At 57.6% G+C, this 21,841-nt stretch carries 17 protein-coding genes; 12 read left to right on the forward strand and 5 right to left on the reverse strand.

The genetic code is table 11. The features are described 5' to 3' along the window. The first annotated feature begins 164 nt into the window (after positions 1-164). The 4 genes from OGM67_09430 to hflX all read left to right on the forward strand — a co-directional run bounded on the left by OGM67_09430 (position 165) and on the right by hflX (position 4,918). On the forward strand, positions 165-1,478 hold the full coding sequence (locus OGM67_09430; protein UYJ33807.1) for a hypothetical protein: 1,314 nt from the start codon (positions 165-167) through the stop codon (positions 1,476-1,478). Between the two features lie 112 nt (positions 1,479-1,590). Continuing rightward, entirely contained in the window at positions 1,591-3,045 is a 1,455-nt protein-coding gene (locus OGM67_09435) for a hypothetical protein (GenBank protein ID UYJ33808.1), read from the forward strand. An 8-nt stretch (positions 3,046-3,053) separates the two neighbouring features. Then, the gene (locus OGM67_09440; GenBank protein ID UYJ33809.1) at positions 3,054-3,632 is read left to right on the forward strand and encodes a GNAT family N-acetyltransferase; all 579 of its coding nucleotides are present in this window, start codon (positions 3,054-3,056) and stop codon (positions 3,630-3,632) included. Further along, a complete protein-coding gene (hflX, locus tag OGM67_09445) occupies positions 3,629-4,918 on the forward strand; it encodes a GTPase HflX (GenBank protein UYJ33810.1) in 1,290 nt (429 codons plus the stop codon). The genes OGM67_09440 and hflX overlap by 4 nt, the downstream gene beginning before the upstream one ends. A gap of 161 nt (positions 4,919-5,079) precedes the next feature. On the opposite strand, the gene OGM67_09450 is transcribed toward hflX, so the two are convergent. Then, positions 5,080-6,279, reverse strand: a complete 1,200-nt coding sequence (locus tag OGM67_09450; protein ID UYJ33811.1) for an IS110 family transposase — start codon at positions 6,277-6,279, stop codon at positions 5,080-5,082. 258 nt (positions 6,280-6,537) lie between these two features. Between OGM67_09450 and OGM67_09455 the strand changes: the two genes are divergently transcribed. The 4 genes from OGM67_09455 to gltX all read left to right on the forward strand — a co-directional run bounded on the left by OGM67_09455 (position 6,538) and on the right by gltX (position 10,768). Then, positions 6,538-6,729: a hypothetical protein gene (locus OGM67_09455; GenBank protein ID UYJ33812.1), complete on the forward strand. Its 192-nt coding sequence runs from the start codon at positions 6,538-6,540 to the stop codon at positions 6,727-6,729. Positions 6,730-6,959: 230 nt separating this feature from the next. Further along, positions 6,960-8,891 (forward strand): ATP-binding protein, encoded by a 1,932-nt coding sequence (locus tag OGM67_09460; protein UYJ33813.1) that lies wholly within the window; start codon positions 6,960-6,962, stop codon positions 8,889-8,891. 30 nt (positions 8,892-8,921) lie between these two features. Continuing rightward, positions 8,922-9,092: a hypothetical protein gene (locus OGM67_09465; GenBank protein UYJ33814.1), complete on the forward strand. Its 171-nt coding sequence runs from the start codon at positions 8,922-8,924 to the stop codon at positions 9,090-9,092. 233 nt (positions 9,093-9,325) lie between these two features. After that, positions 9,326-10,768, forward strand: a complete 1,443-nt coding sequence (gene gltX / locus OGM67_09470; GenBank protein UYJ33815.1) for a glutamate--tRNA ligase — start codon at positions 9,326-9,328, stop codon at positions 10,766-10,768. A 328-nt stretch (positions 10,769-11,096) separates the two neighbouring features. Here the strand turns inward: gltX and OGM67_09475 are convergent, their stop codons facing one another. Continuing rightward, positions 11,097-11,528, reverse strand: a complete 432-nt coding sequence (locus tag OGM67_09475; protein UYJ33816.1) for an Rrf2 family transcriptional regulator — start codon at positions 11,526-11,528, stop codon at positions 11,097-11,099. 321 nt (positions 11,529-11,849) lie between these two features. Between OGM67_09475 and cysK the strand changes: the two genes are divergently transcribed. Continuing rightward, positions 11,850-12,782, forward strand: coding sequence for a cysteine synthase A (cysK, locus tag OGM67_09480; GenBank protein ID UYJ33817.1), 933 nt, complete (start codon positions 11,850-11,852; stop codon positions 12,780-12,782). 187 nt (positions 12,783-12,969) lie between these two features. Continuing rightward, positions 12,970-14,049 carry a tRNA 2-thiouridine(34) synthase MnmA gene (gene mnmA, locus OGM67_09485; GenBank protein ID UYJ33818.1) on the forward strand — a complete coding sequence of 360 codons (1,080 nt, stop codon included), beginning with the start codon at positions 12,970-12,972 and terminating at the stop codon, positions 14,047-14,049. Between the two features lie 60 nt (positions 14,050-14,109). Here mnmA and OGM67_09490 read toward each other — a convergent pair whose 3' ends face one another. After that, positions 14,110-14,580: a peptidylprolyl isomerase gene (locus OGM67_09490; GenBank protein UYJ33819.1), complete on the reverse strand. Its 471-nt coding sequence runs from the start codon at positions 14,578-14,580 to the stop codon at positions 14,110-14,112. Further along, a complete protein-coding gene (locus tag OGM67_09495; GenBank protein UYJ33820.1) occupies positions 14,577-15,509 on the reverse strand; it encodes a zinc dependent phospholipase C family protein in 933 nt (310 codons plus the stop codon). The genes OGM67_09490 and OGM67_09495 overlap by 4 nt, the downstream gene beginning before the upstream one ends. A 159-nt stretch (positions 15,510-15,668) precedes the next feature. On the opposite strand from OGM67_09495, the gene OGM67_09500 reads away from it, so the two are divergent. Together OGM67_09500 and OGM67_09505 are read left to right on the forward strand one after the other, a co-directional pair. Beyond that, positions 15,669-16,376, forward strand: coding sequence for an ABC transporter ATP-binding protein (locus OGM67_09500; protein ID UYJ33821.1), 708 nt, complete (start codon positions 15,669-15,671; stop codon positions 16,374-16,376). Beyond that, positions 16,377-20,246 carry an FtsX-like permease family protein gene (locus OGM67_09505; GenBank protein ID UYJ33822.1) on the forward strand — a complete coding sequence of 1,290 codons (3,870 nt, stop codon included), beginning with the start codon at positions 16,377-16,379 and terminating at the stop codon, positions 20,244-20,246. It abuts the gene before it with no gap. Between the two features lie 92 nt (positions 20,247-20,338). Here OGM67_09505 and OGM67_09510 read toward each other — a convergent pair whose 3' ends face one another. Further along, entirely contained in the window at positions 20,339-21,706 is a 1,368-nt protein-coding gene (locus OGM67_09510; protein UYJ33823.1) for an MFS transporter, read from the reverse strand. Between the last annotated feature and the right edge of the window lie 135 nt (positions 21,707-21,841).

Below are 21,841 nucleotides of genomic sequence, written 5' to 3' on the forward strand. Positions count from 1 at the left end.
CGCCCCCTACACCGTAGGGGCGCATTCTATATGCGCCCGGCAGCCTTCCCGCGGCCACCCATTCACGGATAATAGCGAAAACACCGTCCCTCATCCGGCCTTCGGCCACCTCCCCCGTATCGGGGGAGTCTGTCCCGCGGGGGAAGGCTTTTTAGGAGGTACACATGGCATTAGATTTCCTGATTTTATATGAACACACCGTCCGCGAGTATGAGAGCGACCTTTTGCTCAAGCTGGAGCTGGAGCGGCGCGGCTATACTGCCGAGATCCGCCAGCTGCTTGACCCCAAGCGGCTGCGGCTCTTCGGCAAGGACAAGCCGGAGGTGCTGGTGGCCAGCTGCATGTACGACAACGAGGCCATCAACAGCCATGTGTACAACAACATCGGCCGCTGCAACAAGATCGTCAACCTCCACTGGGAGCAGATGCTCTCCGACACGCAGGAGGAGGGCGACTGGTTCAATATGAACGGCAATGCCAAGCGCTGTGTGCAGACCTGCTGGGGCACGCGCACCGCTGCCCGTCTGCAGGCCCACGGCATGGAGGCCAAAAACACCCCCGTGACCGGCGCCGTCATGATGGACTTTCTGCGCCCGGAGTTCAACGGATATTTCAAGGATAAGGCGTCGCTGTGCAGGGAGTTCGGCCTCGACCCCGAAAAGCAGCTGCACCTGTATATCTCAAGCTTCGGCTATGCCAGCATGAGCGAGGAGGAGGTAGCCGAGCTTTCCAAGATGGCAGGCACCGACTTTACCGGCTTTGCCAAAACAAACCGCATCTCGATGCAGGAAACATTGCGCTGGTTCGATGAATATCTGGGCCAGCATCCCGAGGTCGAGCTTGTCTACCGCCGCCACCCCAGCGAGTGGAACTCCCCCGCGCTGGAGGCGCTGGCGAAAAAGCGGCCGAACTTCCATGTTATTTTTGCCGACTCGGTCAAGCAGTGGATCGTTGCCGCAGACTCGATCTCGATCTGGATGAGCACCGCCATCGCCGAGGTGTACATGGCGGGCAAAAGCTGCCATATCCTGCGCCCGGTGCCGATCGAGCATGAGTACGACCCGGTCATCTATAAGGACGCGCGCTATGTGACAAGCTACGATGCGTTTGCCGCCGCCATGGCCGAGCCGGAGCCGCCCTTCCCCATCGCGCGGGAGGTCATCGAGGGGTATTTTGACCCGAGCGATACGCCCGCCTACAAGCGGATGGCCGACCTTTTGGAGGATGTCTACAAAAATCCGCCGCGGGACGAGCCGATGGGCGCGGGCTTTACCCCGCATTTCAACAAGCTGAAGCTCTGCGCGCTGGCCGGGGTGCATTTTCTCTATAAGCACGGCTGGGAGCCGAAAAAGGTATTCGCCTTCTGCCCGCCGCTGGCAGATTTTGCGCAGCGCATCTACGGCTATGTAGACAAAGCGCATGTGACGCCGGAACAGGTGGCTGCAATGACGGAACGCATTAAGCCGTTCGTCCGCTGAGCATGTAGGGGCCGGGCATGCCCGGCCCTGCACTGTATGGCAGACGCGCAGTAAAGGCAAGGCTGCGGGCCGGGCATGCCCGGCCCCTACAACGCTATGATGGGACACACATATGTCAGAAAACAAAAAATCCGCCGGCGAGTCCTTCGCCGGGAATGTAATGAAATATTCGGTGGCGACCTATCTGGGCTTCGCCATCACGGGGCTGGCCCTTATCGTCAAGGGGCTGCTGCCCGCCGAGGTGCTCGGCGCGCCGGTCACCTTTATGACCTACACGGCCACCATCATGAACATCGGCATTCTTGGGCTGGATCAGGCGCTGCTGCGCTTTTATCATGAGCCGCCCGCCGGGGCCGAGCCGCGCCAGCTGTTTGCGGCCTGCACCCGCATCTCGGCATCCTTTATGATGCTGCTGGGCGTTGCGGGCAGCGTGTTTTTTGCACAGCCCCTCGCTGCCGCGTTCGGCCTTGGCTCCGCCGGGCCGGGCATCGTGCCGCTGCTCTTTCTCAATGCGGCGCTCTATATGCTGGTGCGGTATCTGAATGTCCTGCTTCGGCTGGAAAACGACCTGCGCGCCTACACGGCACAGACGCTCTGGATGCAGGGCTGCTACAACCTGTTTTATCTGCTGCCGGGCTTTTTCACCTCCGAGGTCTTTGTGCTGGCGGTCGCCGCCATCCTCAGCTTCGGCGTGGTGGCCATTGCGTTCGGGTACAAGTATCGCGCCGCCGTGCTGGCACCGCTGCCCGCGGCACAGCTGGGCGGCATTGCGCGGCAGGCCGTGCCTTACGGCATCGCACTGGCCCCGGCGCAGATTTTGTTCAGCCTGTCCAGCGGTATCTGCCTTTCGTTTGTCGGCAACGCCTGCGGCGAGAGCGCGCAGGGGCTTTTTGCCTTCGGCTACAGCCTTGCGCAGCTTGTAACGGCGATTCAGGCCGGGTTTTCGACCTACTGGGGGCCTTATGTCTACGCCCACTACCGCGCAGAGCAGGAGCGCATCTGCCGCGTGCATGATGTGCTGGACCTGCTGATCTTCGGCTTTTTCTGCGCGCTGGTCATGCTGGAGGACATCGTCTTTGTCATCTTCCCCGACAAGCGGGGGTGTCTGGCGATCTTCCCGCTGCTGATGCTGGCCGTTGTGTTCAACATTTTGTGTGAGGGCACGGTCTACGGCAACTCGATCGCCCGCAAGCCGTGGCATGACACGATCGGCATCGGACTGGGGGCGCTGTCCAACTTCTGGCTTTGTGCGGTGCTGGTGCCGCGCTTTGGGCTGACCGGTGCAGCGCTCGCGCTGGCCGCCAGCAACGGCGCCGCCTTTTTGTACCGCAGCGTCACGGGGCAGATGTATTACCGCACCGTGGCCAGCTACCCCAAGACGATCTCCGGCTTTCTGCTGGCGTTTGCAGTCACGGCAGTCGGCACGCTGCTGTGGCAGCACTTCTTTATAAAATTCGCGCTGGTTGGCGTGATTTTGTTTATCTACTGCACACTCTACCGCGCGCAGCTGGCCAGGCTCTGGACCATGGGGCTGGGCATCCTGCGCGGCATCTTCCACAAGAGGTGAGGGAAATCATGAAGCATTGCGGCACACAGGAATTGGAGACGCAGCGCCTTGTTCTGCGGCGGCTCTCCATGGATGACAGCGAAATGATGTACAACAACTGGGCCAGCGACAAGCAGGTCACGCAGTACCTGCGCTGGAACGCCCACCACAGCTGGGGTGAGACCGCCGAGACGCTGAACGAGTGGGAAAAGCACTACGATGACCCCGCCTTTTACCAGTGGGGCATCACCGACCGGCACACCGGCGTGCTGTTCGGCTCGATCAGCCTTTTCCCCGCGCCGGCGCTCAAGACCGGCTGGCACCTGAATACGGAGCGGCTTGGCCCTGCGTGGGAGGTCGGCTACGCGCTCGGCCGCAAATGGTGGAATAAAGGCTATGCAACTGAGGCACTCTGTACCGTGCGGGACTACTGGTTTGACACGGTGGGCGCCGACTGGCTGGCCGCCGTCCACGCCAACGAGAATATTGCCAGCAGCGCCGTGCTGCAAAAGGCAGGCTTTGTCTACGACCATGATGTGACCGACCGCAAGTTTGACGGCACCCCGGTTCCCTGCCGCGCCTACCACCTGCTGAAAGAGGAATTATGAGCGATAACACAACAGAACTTGACTTTGGCACGACCGCCCAGAAGGCCACCGACGGCGAAAAGCTGCCCGTGGTGCTGCTGGCGCTGGATCAGGGCCGCTATGATATGACCCGCAGTCTGGACGAACTGCGCGCACTGGCCGATGCCAACGGCATGGACGCCGTGGCCGAGGTCGTACAGAAGCGCGCCACGCCCGAGGCCGCCACGATGCTGGGTGAGGGCAAGGTCGCTGAGGCCCGCCTTGTCTGCCAGAATGTAAACGCGGCAGCCGCCATCTATGACGGCGAGCTGACCGGCAGCCAGATCCGCAACCTCTCTGCCGCGCTGCAGCTTGAGGTACTGGACCGCACGATGCTGATCCTTGAAATCTTCCGCGCCCGCGCCACCACGAACGAGGGCAAGCTGCAGACCGAGCTTGCCACACTGCGCTACCAGCTGCCGCGCCTGCAGGGGCTGGGCGAAAGCCTGAGCCGTCAGGGCGGCGGCGGCGGGGGCGGCGGCGGTGCGCGCCGCGGCGCCGGTGAGACCAAGCTGGAGCTGGACCGCCGCCACCTGCACCACCGCATTGAGCATCTGGAAGAAAAGCTGAAGGAAATGGAAAAGCGCCGGGGTGAGACCCGCCGCGCCCGCCAAAAGAACAATGTGCCCGTGGTGGCGCTGGTCGGCTACACCAATGTGGGCAAATCCAGCCTGCTGAACGCCCTGTGCGGTGAGCAGATCTTTGAGGCCGACATGCTGTTTGCCACGCTGGACCCCACCGCCCGCAAGCTGGTGCTGCCCAGCGGCCTGCAGATCATTCTGGTGGACACGGTCGGCTTTGTCAGTCGGCTGCCGCACCATCTGGTCGAGGCGTTCAAATCCACGCTGGAGGAGGCCGCCTTTGCCGATGTCATCATCAAGGTGGCCGACGCGGGCGATGCCAAGGCCACCGAGCAGCTGGCCGTGACCGATGAGGTTCTGGGCAGCCTTGACTGCGAGAGCATCCCCCAGCTGGTGGTCTACAACAAATGCGATATGGCGAACGCCGTTGCGTTTGACCCGGACATTCTGCTGACGAGCGCCAAGACCGGCTGCGGCCTGCCTGAGCTTTTGGCCAAGCTGGATGATGTGCTGGGCCATCGTGTGCGCACGATCGAGCTGGTGCTGCCCTATGACAAGCTGGCGCTGGCTGACATTTTGCGCAGCCGCGGCAGCGTAGCGGCGGAGGAATACCGCGAGGACGGCGTTTTTTACCGCGCCACCGTGAAAATTGACGACCTGCACCGGTTTGAGGCGTTTTTGGTATGATGCCGCGGGAGGTTTGGCTGGTGTAAGACGGACAAATCTTGCTAATGTATTTGTCAAGAGTTTTTTATAGATTTTCCGATTTTCTTTTGGAAAAAGGGCGCATTAAATTGAACCCACAGCAGTTGTGGATTTTTGAAAAAGATATATAATAGAGTCAGTGGTTACTGTTGCTTGAGCGTTTCCATCGCTCTCGCGTAGTAGATGCGGAGAAACTTGTTGACTCCGGCCATTTTAGCTACGTTATACGGTTTCCCTTCCTGTTCCTTTTTGAGCAGAAAAAGGTAGACAGGGTCATCTTGAGGTCGTGTAAGTTTGAGTGCCTGCATAACCTCAAAGCAATACTTTCTGAGAGCCGCATTCCCACGTTTTGATATGTGGCGATTGTGGCTCTCAAATGTTCCAGACTGATATGGAGGCGCATCGTTACCAGCATAAGCGTTGAGTGCTTTTCCACTGTGAAAGCGGCGGATATCTCCAATTTCAGCAAGGATAAGGGGACCGAGTCGATCCCCAACACCAGCCATAGAGCGCAGAACAGCGTATTCGGGCAACGTTTCAGCTAATGTTTGCATTTTTAGAATAATTGAATCAGTGGCCTTTTGTGATTCACAGACAAGTTCAAGACATTGATTTTGAGCCGCAAGAGTGTATTCGTTTTCTCCCCTTGTTGTGATATTGCGTAATGCAGCTTCGTAAATTGCCAACCCATATGTTTTGGTTTGGCGATTTCGAGATTTTCTTGCGATTTTTTCAAATGCGTCAAGGAAACGACTTTTTCCCATTTTCTTTATACGATCGTAGGATTTAAAACGATTGATAAAGAGAACGGAAAGACTGGTTTCTGGCGTTCTGGTCGTTAGAGGCAGAATGTTGGTTATGCCAGGCATCGTTTCATCCAATAGATTAAGTAGAAATACTTTGTTGGTTTTAAGGGTAAGCATTCGCTGATTATACTGTCGTGCCAAAAATTTCAAATCTTCGTATTTCTGCTCCATAGATGTATATGGAACCAGAGAATAACTCTTTTCCAATGCATATCTGGCAATCCGCACTGCATCTTTCTTGTCTGTTTTGGCCTTGCGAAGATCCATGTCTCCGAATTTCTTGATTTGATAGGCATTAACCATACAAACAGGGAGCCCGGCTTCCTGCAACGCTTTCAGAACAGGATAATGGTAATGCCCGGTATTTTCCATTAAGATGGTTGCAGATTGCTTGCTATTCAAAATATACTTAATGAAAGCGTCTAGTTCGGGCTGCGTATGGTGGAACTCAAAAGGACTTGTGTGCATTGATCCGTCTTGGTTTAAGATGGCTGCTACACTTTTTGACTTGGAAATATCGATTCCTACTGCGAGCATTGACATTCCTTCTTTCGTTTCGATTTATGGCTATCCAGCTTTTCCAAAGTACGCACATATTCAATCGTGAAACGGGAGCTATGTCCCAACTTGCTGAATCGAGCACAAAACAATGGAGGCTGGCTGACACATTTGTCTGCGGGCGTGGTGTCCCAATCGGAAAGTTCGTCAGACCATACCTCCATTTTAAAGGAAAAGAGCAAGGCCGGATAGGCCTTACTCTTACATTATGAATCGGAATTTGAAAGGAGAAAACTCATGTATCCGTTAATATCTGTTTTTATTATAGTAGTTGGTGCGCTACTATTGGTTTTTGCAAATAAAATTATAAAAAATAACAAGGTTAATCGAATTGGCATTAAAGTGGTTGGCGGTATTCTAATTATAGTTGGTTTACTTCTGCTGTATTTTTTATTATCAGGAAAATTGACATTGCCATTATCTAAGTAAGTGAAATTCCAGTTTGTCGGACTGCGGTGCCGGGGCGGGTATAACGGCAGCATTGGCTTCCCCCTCTGGGGGAAGCAGTCACCGCCGGTGACTGATGAGGGGGAGCCTTCCGGACATCTCTCCCTCATCCGGCGCGTACCGCGCCACCTTCCCCCCAAGGGGAAGGCTTTCCCCGGCGGGGTGGGGTTGGGTTGATTTAAGAAAGGCAAATCGGCATTTAGAGGATGTGAATGAGCAGCATGGAGAAAACAAAAGAAGGAATTCATTTAAAAAAACTCTTTAGGCTGAAGAATACAGGCAGCATCTTTGTGATTGCGAGCCTTTTGATGATTTTTGTAATAGCATCGTACACATATATTCTGCAAAGTTCTTACACTAAGACCGCCCTTGAAACAGAAATCGCGCGTGACACAGCGAGTGCAGATGCAGTACACAAACTTGTGGATGGAAGAATCTGCAAAGAAGATTTTGATCAAATCAACGATCAATCTGATGAAAAGGAGCCATTATATAAGGATATTTCTTCCTATTTCAATGAAATCAGAACACTGAATTCTACTCGATATATTTACACCGCTAAAAGAAATGAAGAAGGAAAACTCGTTTATGTGGTAGACGGTTTGGATCCGAATGCAGATGATGTAAGACACCCCGGAGATTATATTGAGGACGAAATGGTTCCGTATATTGATAGGGCTATTTCTGGGGAGAATGTGTACTCTCAGGATATCATTGATACAACATGGGGTCCGATTTTTACGGCTTGCTATCCTGTAAGCGCAAATCATGATGGGACAGGAGAAATCATTGGCGCATTTTGCATTGAAATGGATATGCAATCAGCTTATGGAATGGTTGAAAAGACGAATCGTATTTCCATCATCTGCGGTTTAGTCGCAGGAGCTGTATTGCTTTTAATTTGTCTATATACCTATAATGTTTACCAGAAAAGCAAGGCAGAAGAGCAAAAACAAAAACAATTATTAATGACCGCCGCTGAGGAAGCAAATGCTGCCAACAAAGCAAAATCTGCGTTTTTGCTTAGTATCAGCCATGACATCAGAACGCCGATGAATGCCATTATTGGATTTACAAACATTGCGCTTCACCAGAACACGGTTTCAGATATTCATGCCAGCTTGGAGAAAGTTCAACAAAGTTCGAATCATCTTCTCTCTTTGTTGAATGACGTTCTGGATTTTACTCGCATTGAAAGTGGAAAAGTTACTATTTCGCCCGAGCCAGTGGACATTACTCAATTAACAGATAACGTTCAGGCGATTATGAATGGACTTCTTTATAATCGAGATCTTAAGTTTGAAGTACATCGAGAAAGCCCAAAGAACCCCTATGTCCTTGCGGATGTTGTGCGTATCCGAGAAGTTTTGGTGAATCTTCTTGGCAATGCTGTGAAATTCACAAAGGACGGCGGAAAGATTACTTTGGATATCAGCAGTTACCCGGGAGCGGATGAGAAACATATCATAACTCGTTATGTTGTTCGAGATAACGGTATTGGCATGAGCGAAGAGTTCCAGAAAAAATTATTCGATCCGTTTTCACAAGAAGATGTTGCTAATGCCAGAACTCAATATAAGGGAACCGGTCTTGGTATGGCCATCACAAAAAAATATGTGGATATGATGGGCGGTTCGATTGCTGTTGAGAGCAAAAAAGGGGTAGGTTCTACATTCACAGTGGATATCCCAATGGAGTTGACAGAACAGGTTATTCAATCAGAACAAAAACAACATCTGCATAGAGATTTGACGGATATTCATGTTCTTATGGCTGAGGATAATGATCTGAATGCTGAACTTGCTACGATAATACTGGAAGATGCTGGTATGACCGTAACACGCGCATCAGACGGAAAAGAAGTTGTGGATTTGTTTAAAAATCATCCACGAGGCACATACGATCTTATTTTGATGGATATTATGATGCCAAACATGGATGGACACCAAGCAGCAAAAGCCATTCGCGCCTTGGGTACAGAGCGGTCCGATGCAGTTACGATTCCAATTATAGCTTTGTCTGCAAATGCTTTTGTAGATGATATTCAGGAATCCCTGAATTCAGGCATGAATGACCATATTTCCAAGCCGATTAACATGGAGGAATTAATCGCTACTATCACTAAATACATTAAACGCGATTAGGAAAACAAAGACTTTACGGAGAAAACAACCATGGAAGATAATAAATCAACGACTGTCAAGAAAACAGTAAAATCAGGAATAACTTTTGGAAGTGCATTAGCTATGGTTATTAGTTATACGACATGGAAGTCTGTTGGTTGGGCGATTTTCCATGGTTTACTTAGTTGGGTGTATGTCATATATTTCCTTTTGCGTTACTAAATTCCAGTTTGCCGAGCCGACACGGAAGCTGCCGCAGCGGGTCGGCTTTCCCGGCGGGGTGGGGGCACCCCGCCCTACGCCTTATACTAAAAATGTGCCCGCGCGGCGGGTACACCAAATCTAAACTCTTAATTTTAAACTCTACTCTCCAGCTTCACCTTCCGCATTGACACCTAATGCCGATGCGCTTATAATAAAACTACTTACGCAACTTAGAAAAAGGGGAAATCACTATGGCAAATGTTCGTACCCGCTTTGCGCCGTCCCCCACAGGCTATATGCATGTAGGCAATCTGCGCACCGCATTGTACACCTATCTGCAGGCGCGCCACAACGGCGGCACCTTTATCCTGCGCATTGAGGACACCGATCAGGGCCGCCTGGTCGAGGGTGCCACCGACATTATCTACAATACGCTGAAGGCCACCGGCCTGACGTGGGACGAGGGCCCCGACATCGGCGGCCCTGTCGGCCCCTATGTCCAGAGCGAGCGCATGGGCATGTTCAAGCAGTATGCCGAGCAGCTGGTCAAGGCCGGCAAGGCGTACTACTGCTTCTGCACCGAGGAGCGCCTGAACGAGATGCACGAGGCCCAGCGCGCCGCCGGCGAGATGACCCACTATGACGGGCATTGCCGAAGCCTGAGCGCCGAGGAAGTCGCCGCCAAGCTGGCCGCCGGTGAGCCGTATGTCATCCGCCAGAAGATCCCCGAGAGCGGCGTGGCCGGCTTTGACGATGTTGTCTACGGCCACATCGAGGTCGATGTCAAGGAGCTGGACGACCAGATTCTGATCAAGACTGACGGCATGCCCACCTACAACTTTGCCAATGTCGTGGACGATCACCTGATGGGCATTACCCATGTCATCCGCGGCAGCGAGTATCTTTCCAGCACACCCAAGTACAACCTGCTGTACGAGGCCTTCGGCTGGGAGAAGCCCGTCTATGTCCACTGCCCGCCCGTTATGAAGGACGCACAGAACAAGCTGAGCAAGCGCAACGGCGATGCCAGCTATCAGGACTTGGTGGCCAAGGGCTACCTGCCCGCCGCCGTGCTGAACTATCTGCTGCTGCTGGGCTGGGCCCCCGAGGGAGAGCAGGAGATCTTCTCTCTCGATGAAATGATCAAGATCTGGGACCCGTCCCGCATCTCGAAGTCCCCCGCCATCTTTGACCCGCTCAAGCTGCGCGCCATCAACGCCGCCTACATCCGCGCCCTGCCGGCCGAGGAGTTCCGCCGTCTGGCCGACCCGTTCATCGACAGTGCCGTTCACTGCGACATCGACCGCGATCTGCTTTGCGCCAATTTGCAGCCCCGCTGCGAGGTGCTGGAGGATATTCCCCCGCAGCTCGATTTCTTTGATGCCGTGCTGCCCATTGATGCGGAAATGTACCGCAACAAGAAGCAAAAGACTACGCCGGAATCCGCAAAGGAGGCCCTGACCGCCCTGCTGCCGGTGCTGGAGGCCCAGACCGACTGGACCCGCGATGCGATCTTTGAGGCCTGCAAGACGCTGGCCGAGCAGATGGAAAAGAAGAACGGCTGGCTGCTGTTCCCGCTGGGCATCGCCCTGTCCGGCAAGGCCCGCACCCCCGGCGGCGGCACCGACCTTGCCGCCATGATGGGCCGCGAGGAGACCCTCAAGCGCGTGAAGGACGCGCTGGGGAAGCTGTAATTGCAATAGAATACCCGGCGCTGCTGACGATTTTCAGTCAGCAGCGCCGGGTTTATTTTTTGCGGGGAGCGGCGGTAAGCTTCTGCGCACAGGTTTAAAAATGGGGCCGTAGGGCGGCCAGCCCTCTGGCCGCCGTGCCCGTTTGCGGCAGCGGGAACCCTGCGGGCCATCCCTGTAGGGGGCGGCGTCCCCGACGCCCCGCGGGAGGGATGAATCCCTCCCCTACGAATTGACCGTAAAAGGGGTATGGCGGTAAGCCGCGGGCCGGGCATGCCCGGCCCCTACAAATAGCCGGAAGGTTCACGGCAATCCTTGTAGGGGGCTCCCATCAAATCACATAATCGTTTCCCGGCTGGGAGGTGTTGACCAAGTCGGCAAGGGTAATGCCGTCAAAATAGTCGTTGATCATCGTGTTCAGCTTGCGCCACATCGGCAGGGTGCGGCACTCGCTCATGCGGCGGCATTCGATTGGGTTCTGCTCCAGACAGGCCACCGGGGCCAGGCCCCCTTCTGTCAGGCGCAGGATGCTGCCCACGGTGTACTCCTCGGGCGACCGGGTCAGGCGGTAGCCGCCGGACTTGCCGCGCAGCCCCTGCAGATACCGCTCCTTGACAAGGCTTTTCACGATCGCCTCCAGATATTTTTCAGAAATTTCCTGCCGTGCGGCGATCTCCTTCAAGGGAATGTAGCCGTCGTGCTGATGCTCCGCTATGTCGATCATGACACGCAGCGCATAACGGCCCTTCGTTGAAATCATCATGGTTGGCTGCTCCTTTGGGCATAGGGCACAGCCCCCGGCCTGCAGTGCGCAGGGTCGGCGGGCTGCCCTTGTTTTTCTTATTCCTATTATATAGGTTGGTTAATGGGAAAGCAAGCTGTTTTGCAGAAAAATATTTGCAAAAATTCCCTATTTCCCTATTGACAAACGGGAAAATATGTTGTACAATCCTATCAACCTACAAGAAAGGTATGAATAGATATGCGAAAGGGCTTTGCACCGTACCCGCGATGTCGCCGTCAGATGCTGTGACTGCATGTTTGCCCCAATTTATAAACAGAAATGACGATGGAGGAACCTATCATGAGCAAGATCTACACTTCCGCTGACCAGCTGATCGGCCGCACGCCCCTGCTGGAGCTTACGCATATCGAGGCCGCCGAGGGCCTGCAGGCCAAGATCCTTGGCAAGCTGGAGTATTTCAACCCCGCCGGCTCCGTCAAGGACCGTATCGCCAAGGCGATGATCGACGATGCCGAGGCCTCCGGCAAGCTGAAACCCGGCTCGGTCATTATTGAGCCGACCTCCGGCAACACCGGCATCGGTCTGGCCAGCGTGGCGGCTGCCCGCGGCTACCGCATCATCATCGTCATGCCCGAGACGATGAGCGTTGAGCGCCGCCAGCTGATGAAAGCCTACGGCGCCGAGCTGGTGCTGACTGACGGTGCCAAGGGCATGAAGGGTGCCATTGCCAAGGCGGACGAGCTGGCCAAGGAGATCCCCAACAGCTTTGTGCCCGGCCAGTTTGTGAACCCGGCCAACCCCGATGCCCACAAGCGCACCACCGGCCCTGAGATCTGGGAGGACACCGATGGAAAGGTCGATATTTTTGTGGCCGGTGTCGGCACCGGCGGCACCGTGACCGGTGTGGGCGAGTACCTCAAGAGCCAGAATCCCGCCGTCAAGGTCGTGGCTGTCGAGCCTGCCACCTCCCCCGTGCTGAGCAAGGGCGTGGCCGGTGCGCACAAGATTCAGGGCATCGGCGCAGGCTTTGTACCCGATGTACTGAACACCAAGGTCTATGACGAGGTCATCCCCGTTGCCAACGAGGACGCCTTTGCCGCCGGCAAGCTGGTCGGCCACCGCGAGGGCGTGCTGGTCGGCATTTCCTCCGGCGCGGCCGTCTGGGCCGCTATCGAGCTGGCCAAGCGCCCCGAGAACAAGGGCAAGACCATCGTGGCGCTGCTGCCCGACACCGGCGACCGCTACCTGTCCACCCCGCTGTTTGCAGACTGATTGCATACGGGCTGAAATTTTGCTATAATAAGCGCGGCAGATGTTTGTCTGCCGCGTTTTTTGTGGTTTTTAATACATGTAGGGGCGGGGTTCTACTCCGCCCGGGAGCCTTGCCGCTGCGGGAACGTTCCGGGCGGAGCAGAGCCCCGCCCCTACGCTGTAATCGCTTTTGGGAGGACACTCTTATATGACTACTACCCCAGGTGCGCTGATTGCTATGAGCGGCGGCGTGGACAGCACCGTCGCTGCCTACCTGATGAAGCAGGCGGGCTACCGCTGCATGGGCGCGACGATGCGCCTGTACCAGAACGAGGATTTGGGGCAGAGCGGCTTTCACACCTGCTGCTCGGCCAAGGATGTTGAGGACGCCGCCGAGGTCGCGTTCCAGCTCGACATTCCCTTCGAGGTCGTGAACTACACCGAGGATTTCCGCGAGAAGGTCATTGAGAAGTTCATTGCGACCTATGAGGCCGGCGGCACGCCGAACCCCTGCATCGACTGCAACCGCACGATGAAATTTGACAAGATGCTGGATTTTGCCCAGGCGCACGGGTTGGATTACGTCGTGACCGGCCACTATGCCCGCATTGAGCAGGACCCCGAGACAGGCCGCTGGCTGCTGAAAAAAGCACTGTACACCGACAAGGACCAGAGCTATGTACTGTACGCACTGACGCAGGACCAGCTTGCCCACACAAAGTTCCCGCTTGGCAGCATGGACAAACCTTCCATCCGCAAAATTGCCGAGGAGCAGGGCTTCTGCAACGCCCGCAAGCACGACAGTCAGGACATCTGCTTTGTGCCGGACGGCGATTATGTCGGCTTTATGGAGCGCTACACCGGCAAATATTACCCGGACGGCGATTTTATTGACCTTGACGGCAGGGTCGTGGGCCGCCACCGCGGCGCGGTGCGCTACACCTGCGGCCAGCGCAAGGGGCTGGGGCTGGCGCTGGGCGCACCGGTCTATGTCTGCGGCAAGGATATGGAGAAAAACACCGTCACAGTCGGCCCCGAGAGCGCGCTCTTTACGACCACGCTTGTGGCGGGGGATTTCAACTGGATCTCGATCCCTGCGCTGACCGGCCCGATGCACATCAAGGCCAAGGCCCGCTACCGCCAGACCGAGCAGCCCGCCACCGTGCGCCCGCTGGACAACGGTCTTGTGCAGGTCGTGTTTGACGAGCCGCAGCGCGCCATCACCCGCGGTCAGGCCGTTGTGCTCTACGATGGGGATGTCGTTGTCGGCGGCGGCACGATCTTATAAGCACCAACATAAAAGACGCAGCCGAGGAAAACTCAGCTGCGCCTTTTTGGTTTTATGAAATCAGACGATCTCGACCTTCTCCATGACAACGGGGGTCTTGGGCTTGTCGTTCCAGTCGGTCGCAACGGCTGCGATCTCGTCCACGACCTCAATGCCGTTCACAACATGGCCGAAGGCGGCGTAGCTGCCGTCCAGATGCGGGGCATCCTGATGCATGATGAAGAACTGGCTGCCGGCCGAGTTGGGGTCCATCGAGCGGGCCATGCTGATGACGCCGCGGGTGTGCTTGATGGGGTTGGCAACGCCGTTCTGCAGGAACTCGCCCTTGATGTGCCAGCCGGGGCCGCCCATGCCGGTGCCCTGCGGGTCACCGCCCTGAATCATAAAGCCCGAGATAACGCGGTGGAAGGTCAGGCCGTTGTAGAAGCCCTGCTTGACGAGCTTCTCAAAGTTCTCGCAGGTGATGGGGGCTGCGCTGTGGTCCAGCTCAAGGTCGATGGTCTTGCCGTTTTGCATGGTGATACGAATCATACGATGGTCTCCTTTTCCGTTGGTTGATTTTGTGTTTCCGGGTCACTCTCCGGGGTGGCGATACCCTTGGTGTAGCTCATGCTGCCGAGCTTCTCGGCAAATTCAGCGGGGGTCAGCTTATCCATCCAGTAAAGCAGCGCCGCCCCCATAAACTGCTCACTGCGCAGGGTCGCGCGGGGCAGCAGGGCAAACAGGCCGCCGTCCCGCACCGTGCCGGTGAAGGGGTCGGTCCATTCGTCCGGCAGGCGGGCATCCAGCTGCCGGGGCGACACATGGCCCGTGATGAAGCCGCGCCCGCCGAACAGCGGCTCGATGAGCCAGAACAGCACCCTGCGCACGCCGTGGCGGCTGGGGAAAAGCCCGCGCAGCCGGTAGGTGTGCCAGAATGCGTCCGCCAGATATTCCACGGGAATATCCTCGCCGTAGGTTTCCAGCAGGCAGGTGTGCAGCAGCGCCGTGATATCGGCCAGCTCTGCGCCGGTGGGCAGCGGGCTGACATCCTCGACCGGGACCAGACTGGAGCCGGTGTCCTCGGCATGGAGGGTAGAGTCGAGCGCAATCTCCAAATAACCGTGCCCACCCTTGCCGGCATAGGGGCAGCCGGGCTTGCACATGGCATAAATGAAGGGATGCACCACGGTGTCGGCGGCATAGTGGCTTAAAAAGCCGAGCGCGTACTCCACCTGCGGGCGGGTCTTGACATTGGCGCAAAGGCTGCGCAGGAACGCGCCCGTCTTTTCCTCATGCATACGGTTGCCCAGCCCCGGCAGGTCGTAGTGGCGCTTTGCGCGCTTTTTCCAGACCTCGTAGCAAAAAAAGCTGTCCGGGCCGTTGGCCCCGGCCGCAAACGCCGCCGGGCACTGGATCTTATAATGGATCGCCTCCGCCGCCTTATGGGCGGTGCGCACATGGGTATAGCCTTCCGGCATAAAGTGTCCCCTTTCCATGGATGAGCTTACCAGTAATTGTACCGCGCTGCAGGGAAAAAGTCAAATTGGAAAACACCGCGCGGGTGCCGTCATCTCGACATTTTTACGCAAATCTGATATAATAAAATGTATCTATAGCCTTACAGGGGGAATTTCAGCATGCCGCAGCCGTTTGTGTTGTTTGACAATGTGTGTAAATATTATCAGATGGGTGAAACACGGATCGCCGCGTCCGACCATGTCAGCTTTGAGATTGAAAAGGGCGAGTTCTGCGTCATCCTCGGCCCCTCGGGCGCAGGCAAGACCACCGTGCTGAATATGCTGGGCGGCATGGACACCTGCGATGAGGGCACGATCCTGCTGGACGGCGAAAAGGTCAGCAGCTTTGATAAAAAGCGGCTGACGACCTACCGCCGGTATGATGTGGGCTTTGTCTTTCAGTTCTACAATCTGGTGCAGAACCTGACCGCGCGGGAAAATGTCGAGCTGGCCGCCGAGATCTGCCGCGACCCGCTGGACGCCGACACCGTGCTGGACGAGGTGGGACTGGCTGACCGAAAGAACAACTTCCCGGCGCAGCTTTCGGGCGGTGAGCAGCAGCGTGTTTCGATTGCCCGCGCGCTGGCCAAAAACCCGAAGATCCTGCTCTGCGATGAGCCCACCGGCGCGCTGGACTACAAGACCGGCAAGCAGGTGCTGGCGCTGCTGCAGGCCACCTGCCGCAGGCAGGGCCGCACGGTCATCGTCATCACCCACAACAGCGCGCTGGCCGCCATGGCAGACCGGGTCATCCGCATCAACAGCGGCCGCGTGGTAGACCAGACGGTGAACCCCGCCCCCACCCCTGTGGAAAGGATTGAATGGTAAATGACACGCAGCTATCGCAAAAACACCCTGCGGACATTCAAAAATACCCTGAGCCGGTTTGCTGCCGTGTTTGCCATCGTGGCGCTGGGCGTCGGCTTTCTGGCCGGGCTGAGCGGCACCCCCATCGACATGAAGGAGTCGATGGAGCGCTATATGGACGATGCCGATTTCTACGATCTGCGCGTTGTCTCCACCCTGGGCCTGACCGATGAGGATGTTGCCGCACTCGGGCAGGTGGACGGCGTGCGCGAGGTACAGCCGGGCTACTCGGCCGATCTGCTGGTCGAGGCAGACGGCGACACCATCGTCAGCCGCGCCCACAGTTTGCCCGCGCCGGACAACAACACGATCAACCGTCTGCGCCTTGTGGATGGCCGCCTGCCCGCAGCCTCCGGCGAGTGCGTGGTCGAGGCCGGTGCCATGGAGCTGAACCCCACCTACCCCATCGGCACCCGGCTTGTGGTAAGCAGCGCCAACGAGGCGCTGGACACGAAGCTGGACACCACCGTCTACACCGTTGTAGGCATCGTGCATAACGCGAACTATTTCAGCTTTGAGCGCGAGCCCGCCAGCGTGGGCAACGGCACAGTCAAGCTGGTATTCTACATCCCGCAGCAGGATTTTGCCTTTGAGGCCTACACCGAGATCTACCTGACCGCCGAGGGTGCCCTTGCGCAGGACAGCCTCGGCGATGATTACCGCGACACGGTGGACGCCGTCAAGGCCCGGGTCGAGGGCATTGCCGAGGCCCGGTGCGAGGCGCGGTACAGCGGCATCGTTGACGAGGCCCGCGCCGAGCTGGACGAGGCCTGGGCTGAATACAACGATGCCAAGGACGAGGCTGACCAGCAGCTGGCAGATGCCGCCGCAGAGCTGGCCGACGGCAGGCAGCAGCTGGCCGACGGCCAGCGCGAGGTCGATGACGGTGAGCAGCAGTATGCGGACGGCCTGAACGAGCTGGCGTCCAACGAAGCGCTGCTCCATGACGGCGCGGCCCGGCTGGCCGAGGCCGAAGCGCAGCTGCGGGCCGCCGAGGCACAGCTGCAGGCGGGCGAGGAGGAGCTTGCCGCCAACGCCCCCCGGCTGGAGGCTGCCCGCAGGCAGCTGGAGGACGGTCAGGCCCAGTACGAGGCCGGGCTCAGGCAGTACAATGACGGGCTGGCGCAGTTGGACGCCGCCGAAAAGCAGCTGGCCGAGGCCAAGACCCAGCTGGACGCCAACGCTGCCGCCTACGAGGACGGCATCCGGACGCTGGCCGATGCAATGGGTGTGGATGCAGAGCAGCTGGATGCTTTTATCGGCTGGCTGGCCCAAAACTGCGATGCAAACGGCACGCAGCCGCCCCAGAATGCCGAGGAGCTGTGGCAGGCCCTGCAGGAGTACGGCGATCTGACCATCATCCCCGCCGACATGACGCAGGAGCAGGTCGATGCCATCCGCACACAGGCCGGTGACCTGCTGACCGTGATCGATGCCATCCCGACCGACACCCTGCCTGAGGAGCAGAAGCAGCGCCTGCAGGAGGCACGGGCGCATATCGCCGCGATAGCCGATGCCGCCGACCCGGCCGCCATGCAGACGGCGCTGCAGAGCGCCGCTGACTGGGTGCAGCAGTCCGCCCCGGAGCTGCCCGAGGAGATCCGCGACAGGCTGAATGCCGCCATCGAGGCATGGTGGGCCAGCCTGCCGGAGGACAGCAAAAAGCAGCTGGATGAGTTTGTGGCCGGTGTAGGGCAGCTGACCCAGTACCGTCTGGGGCTGCTGCAGTACGAAAAGGGTGCCGCCCAGCTGGCCGCAGGCCGCGCCGAACTGGAGGCCAATGCCCCCAAGCTGGCCGAGGCCAAGACCCAGCTGGACGAGGGCTGGCAGCAGTACAACGAGGGGCTTGCCCAGTATGAGGCCGGCAAACAGCAGCTGGCCGGTGCCCGCGCCCAGATCGAGGACGGCTGGGCCACCCTGCAGGACAAAAAGCTGCAGATGGCCGATGCGCGCCGCCAGATCAATGACGCCAAGGGCCGCCTGCGCGATGCCCGCAGCCAGCTGGACGATGCCAAGGCAACGATCGCTGAAAACCTGCAGAAACTGCGTGACGGCGAGATCGAGTATGAGGACGCCAAGGCGGAGGCTGACCGGCAGCTGGCCGATGCCCGCGCCCAGATTGAGGATGGCGAAGCCGCGCTGCGCGAGGTGGAGTACCCAACCTGGTATGTCTGGGACCGCAGCAAAAATGTCAGCTATGCGTCCTTTACCGCCAATGTGGATAAGCTTACCGCCATCACCACGATCTTCCCGGTATTTTTCTTCCTTGTTGCGGCGCTGGTCGTTTCAACGACGATGACCCGCATGGTCGAGGAGGAGCGCCTGCAGATTGGCACCTTGAAGGCCCTCGGCTATTCTGACGCAGCCATCATGCAAAAGTATCTGCTCTACGCCTTTACGGCGGCGGCAGCGGGCACGGTGTTCGGGCTGGCGGTCGGGTTCAAGGCGTTCCCGTCCATCATCTGGTCCGCATATTCGATGATGTACTATATGCCGTCCATCGCCACACCATGGCGGCTGGGGCAGGCACTTTTTGCAGGCGGCACCCTCATCGTGCTGACGGTCGGCATCACGGCGCTGACCTGCCGCACCACCCTGCAGGAGAATCCCGCCGCCCTGATGCTGCCCCGCGCCCCCAAGGCCGGCAAGCGCATCCTGCTGGAGCGCATCACCCCGCTGTGGCGGCGGCTGCCCTTCAGCTGGAAGGTCACCTGCCGCAACCTGCTGCGCTACAAAAAGCGGTTCTGGATGACCGTCATCGGCGTAACCGGCTGCACCTCGCTGCTGGTGGCTGGCTTTGGCATCTCCGATTCGCTGAACGCCATCATCACCAAGCAGTACGGCGAGATTTACCACTATGACCTGCTGACGATCGTCACCAAACAGGAGGCCACCGAGAGCGGCCCCGTCCACGATTACCTTTATAACACGGACAACGCCGCTGAATCGCTGACCGTTGCGATGGAATCCACCCGGCAGGACAGCCCGGACGGCGAGATGGATGTTTACCTGATGATCCCCGAGGATGTGGACCGCTTTGCCGATTTTGCCGACCTGCATGAGCGGATCTCCCGCAAAGAGGTCCCGCTGGGGCAGCAGGGCGTGGTCGTGACCGAGAAGATGGCTAAAACGCTGGGCATTGCTGCGGGCGATACCCTGACCCTGACGAACAGCGATGACCGCACCGCCGACTTCACCGTCAGCGGCGTTTGCGAGCATTATGTCAGCAACTATGTCTATATCAGCCCGGCCGTCTACGAGGCCGGCTTTGGCGAGGCACCGCGCTACAACGCCATTTTGAGCATTTTGCCCAGCGATGATGAACCGGCCCGCGATGCCATCTCGGCCGATCTGCTGGCGATGGAGCAGGTGGCCAGCCTGAGCTTTACGCAGGACAGCGTGGCGCAGGTGCTGAACATGCTGAACTCGATCGATGCGGTGGTCGTGCTGATCATCGTCTGCGCGGCCTCGCTGGCGTTCGTGGTGCTGTACAACCTCTCCAACATCAACATTGCCGAGCGCGTCAAGGAGATCGCCACCATCAAAGTGCTGGGCTTCTACGACCCCGAGGTCTACGCCTATGTCAACCGCGAGAGCGTTGTTCTGACGCTGATCGGCACATTGTTCGGTCTGGCGGGCGGCATTGTGCTGCACAGCTTTATAATACGCACGGTCGAGGTCGATGCCGTCATGTTCGGGCGGGAGGTCAGCGTCATGAGCTTTGCATACTCTGTTGCGCTGACGCTGCTGTTCAGTGCCCTTGTCAACCTTGTCATGCGGCGGCTGCTCAAGCGTATCTCGATGGTGGAAAGCATGAAAGCGCCGGAATGACAGCGCTTTTCAGCAAAACAGCCGGATAAAAAACAGGGAGCCGGTGCGGCCTTATGCCGCACCGGCTCCCCCTTGTTATATTCTGTTCTGCCTCAGATCTTTCGCTCGTCCTTTGTCATGGTGCGGGGCAGCACGGCAAAGTACAGCACCGCGCCAACGATGATGATAAGGATGACCGACAGGATGCCGTAGGGCCCTGCCCCCTTGTTGATGGCGTCCACCTGTTCAGCGGTGGCGGTGGCAGCGGTCAGCCCCTGCGCAGCCAGCATCCGGTTTGCGGCAAGGGCGCTGACGGTGCCCACCAGCGCCGGCCCGATGATAGAAGAAAACTTACCGAAGATGTCAAAGAAGCCGAAGAACTCACCGCTGCGTGCCTTGTCAGGGATGAGCTTGCCGAACATTGAGCGGCTCAGCGCCTGAATACCGCCCTGACTGGTGGCGCAAAGCACGGCCAGCATCCAGAACTGCCACAGGCTGTTCATGAAAAAGGCAAACACGCAGATGAACATATAGACGCAAATGCCGACACCGACCATCGTACGGGCGCCGAATTTTGACGCCAGCTTCATGTACAGCAGGCAGAACGGCAGGCCCAGCACCTGCACCAGCAGCAGCGCCAGCAGCATACCGGCGGAGTCCAGCCCCAGATTGGTGCCGTAGCTGGTGGACATGCTGATGATGGTATGCACACCGTCAATGTAAAAGAAGTAGGAGAGGATGTAGATGAGCATCGGCTTGTCCGCGCCAATCTCCTTGAGAGTAACAAAGACATTTTTGACGCTGGCGCCAAGGTCACCCTTTTGATAAGGCTTGCCGGTAGTCTGCTCGCAGTTTTTCAGCAGCGGAAGGCTGAACACCAGCCACCACACCGCCGTCAGGGCGAAGATAAAGGCAAGGCAGGTCAGCATCGGCACGCCGACCGCATTCATGATCAGGAAGATCAGCAGCGGGATCGTGGAGCCGCCGATATAGCCGAGACCGTACCCCAGCGTTGATACCGAGTCCATACGCTCCTCGGTCGTCACATCGGTGAGGAAGGCGTCATAGTAGATGCAGGATGCGTCAAAGCCGATAGTGCTGAGGATGTACAGCACCAGCACCATCGCCGCCACCCGGCCCGCTGCGGCGGTCGAGGCGGTGAAGTCCATGAGCGGGGTGAACGCCAGCCCTGCGACCGAGACCACGCCCAGCAGCATAAACACCGTGAACAGCTTTTTGCGCATGCCGCGTATGTCGCCGAACACGCCGAGGAACGGCGCGCTCAGCGCCACAATGGCCATAGCCAGGCTGGTGGCAAAGCCCCATGTGGACATGCTGGAGACACTGTCGGCGGTGTAGCCTGCCACCGTGTCGAAAAAGATCGGCAGGATCGTCACAACAATGACCGAGTGGGCGCTGTTGGCCCAGTCGTACATCATCCAGCTGATTTCCTGCTTCGTGAATTTTTTCAGGAATCCCATGTAAAAAGCTCCTCCGTTCGTTGGGCGGTGCGCCCCAGATGCCGCACATTTTTTGCACCGTTTTTTCTATTGTAGCACCCTCCGCGCCTAAAAACAACACACCCCGCTGCTCTTTTGGTCAGCGGGGTGTAAAAT

Source organism: Oscillospiraceae bacterium (assembly GCA_025757985.1).
GTDB lineage: Bacteria > Bacillota > Clostridia > Oscillospirales > Ruminococcaceae > Gemmiger.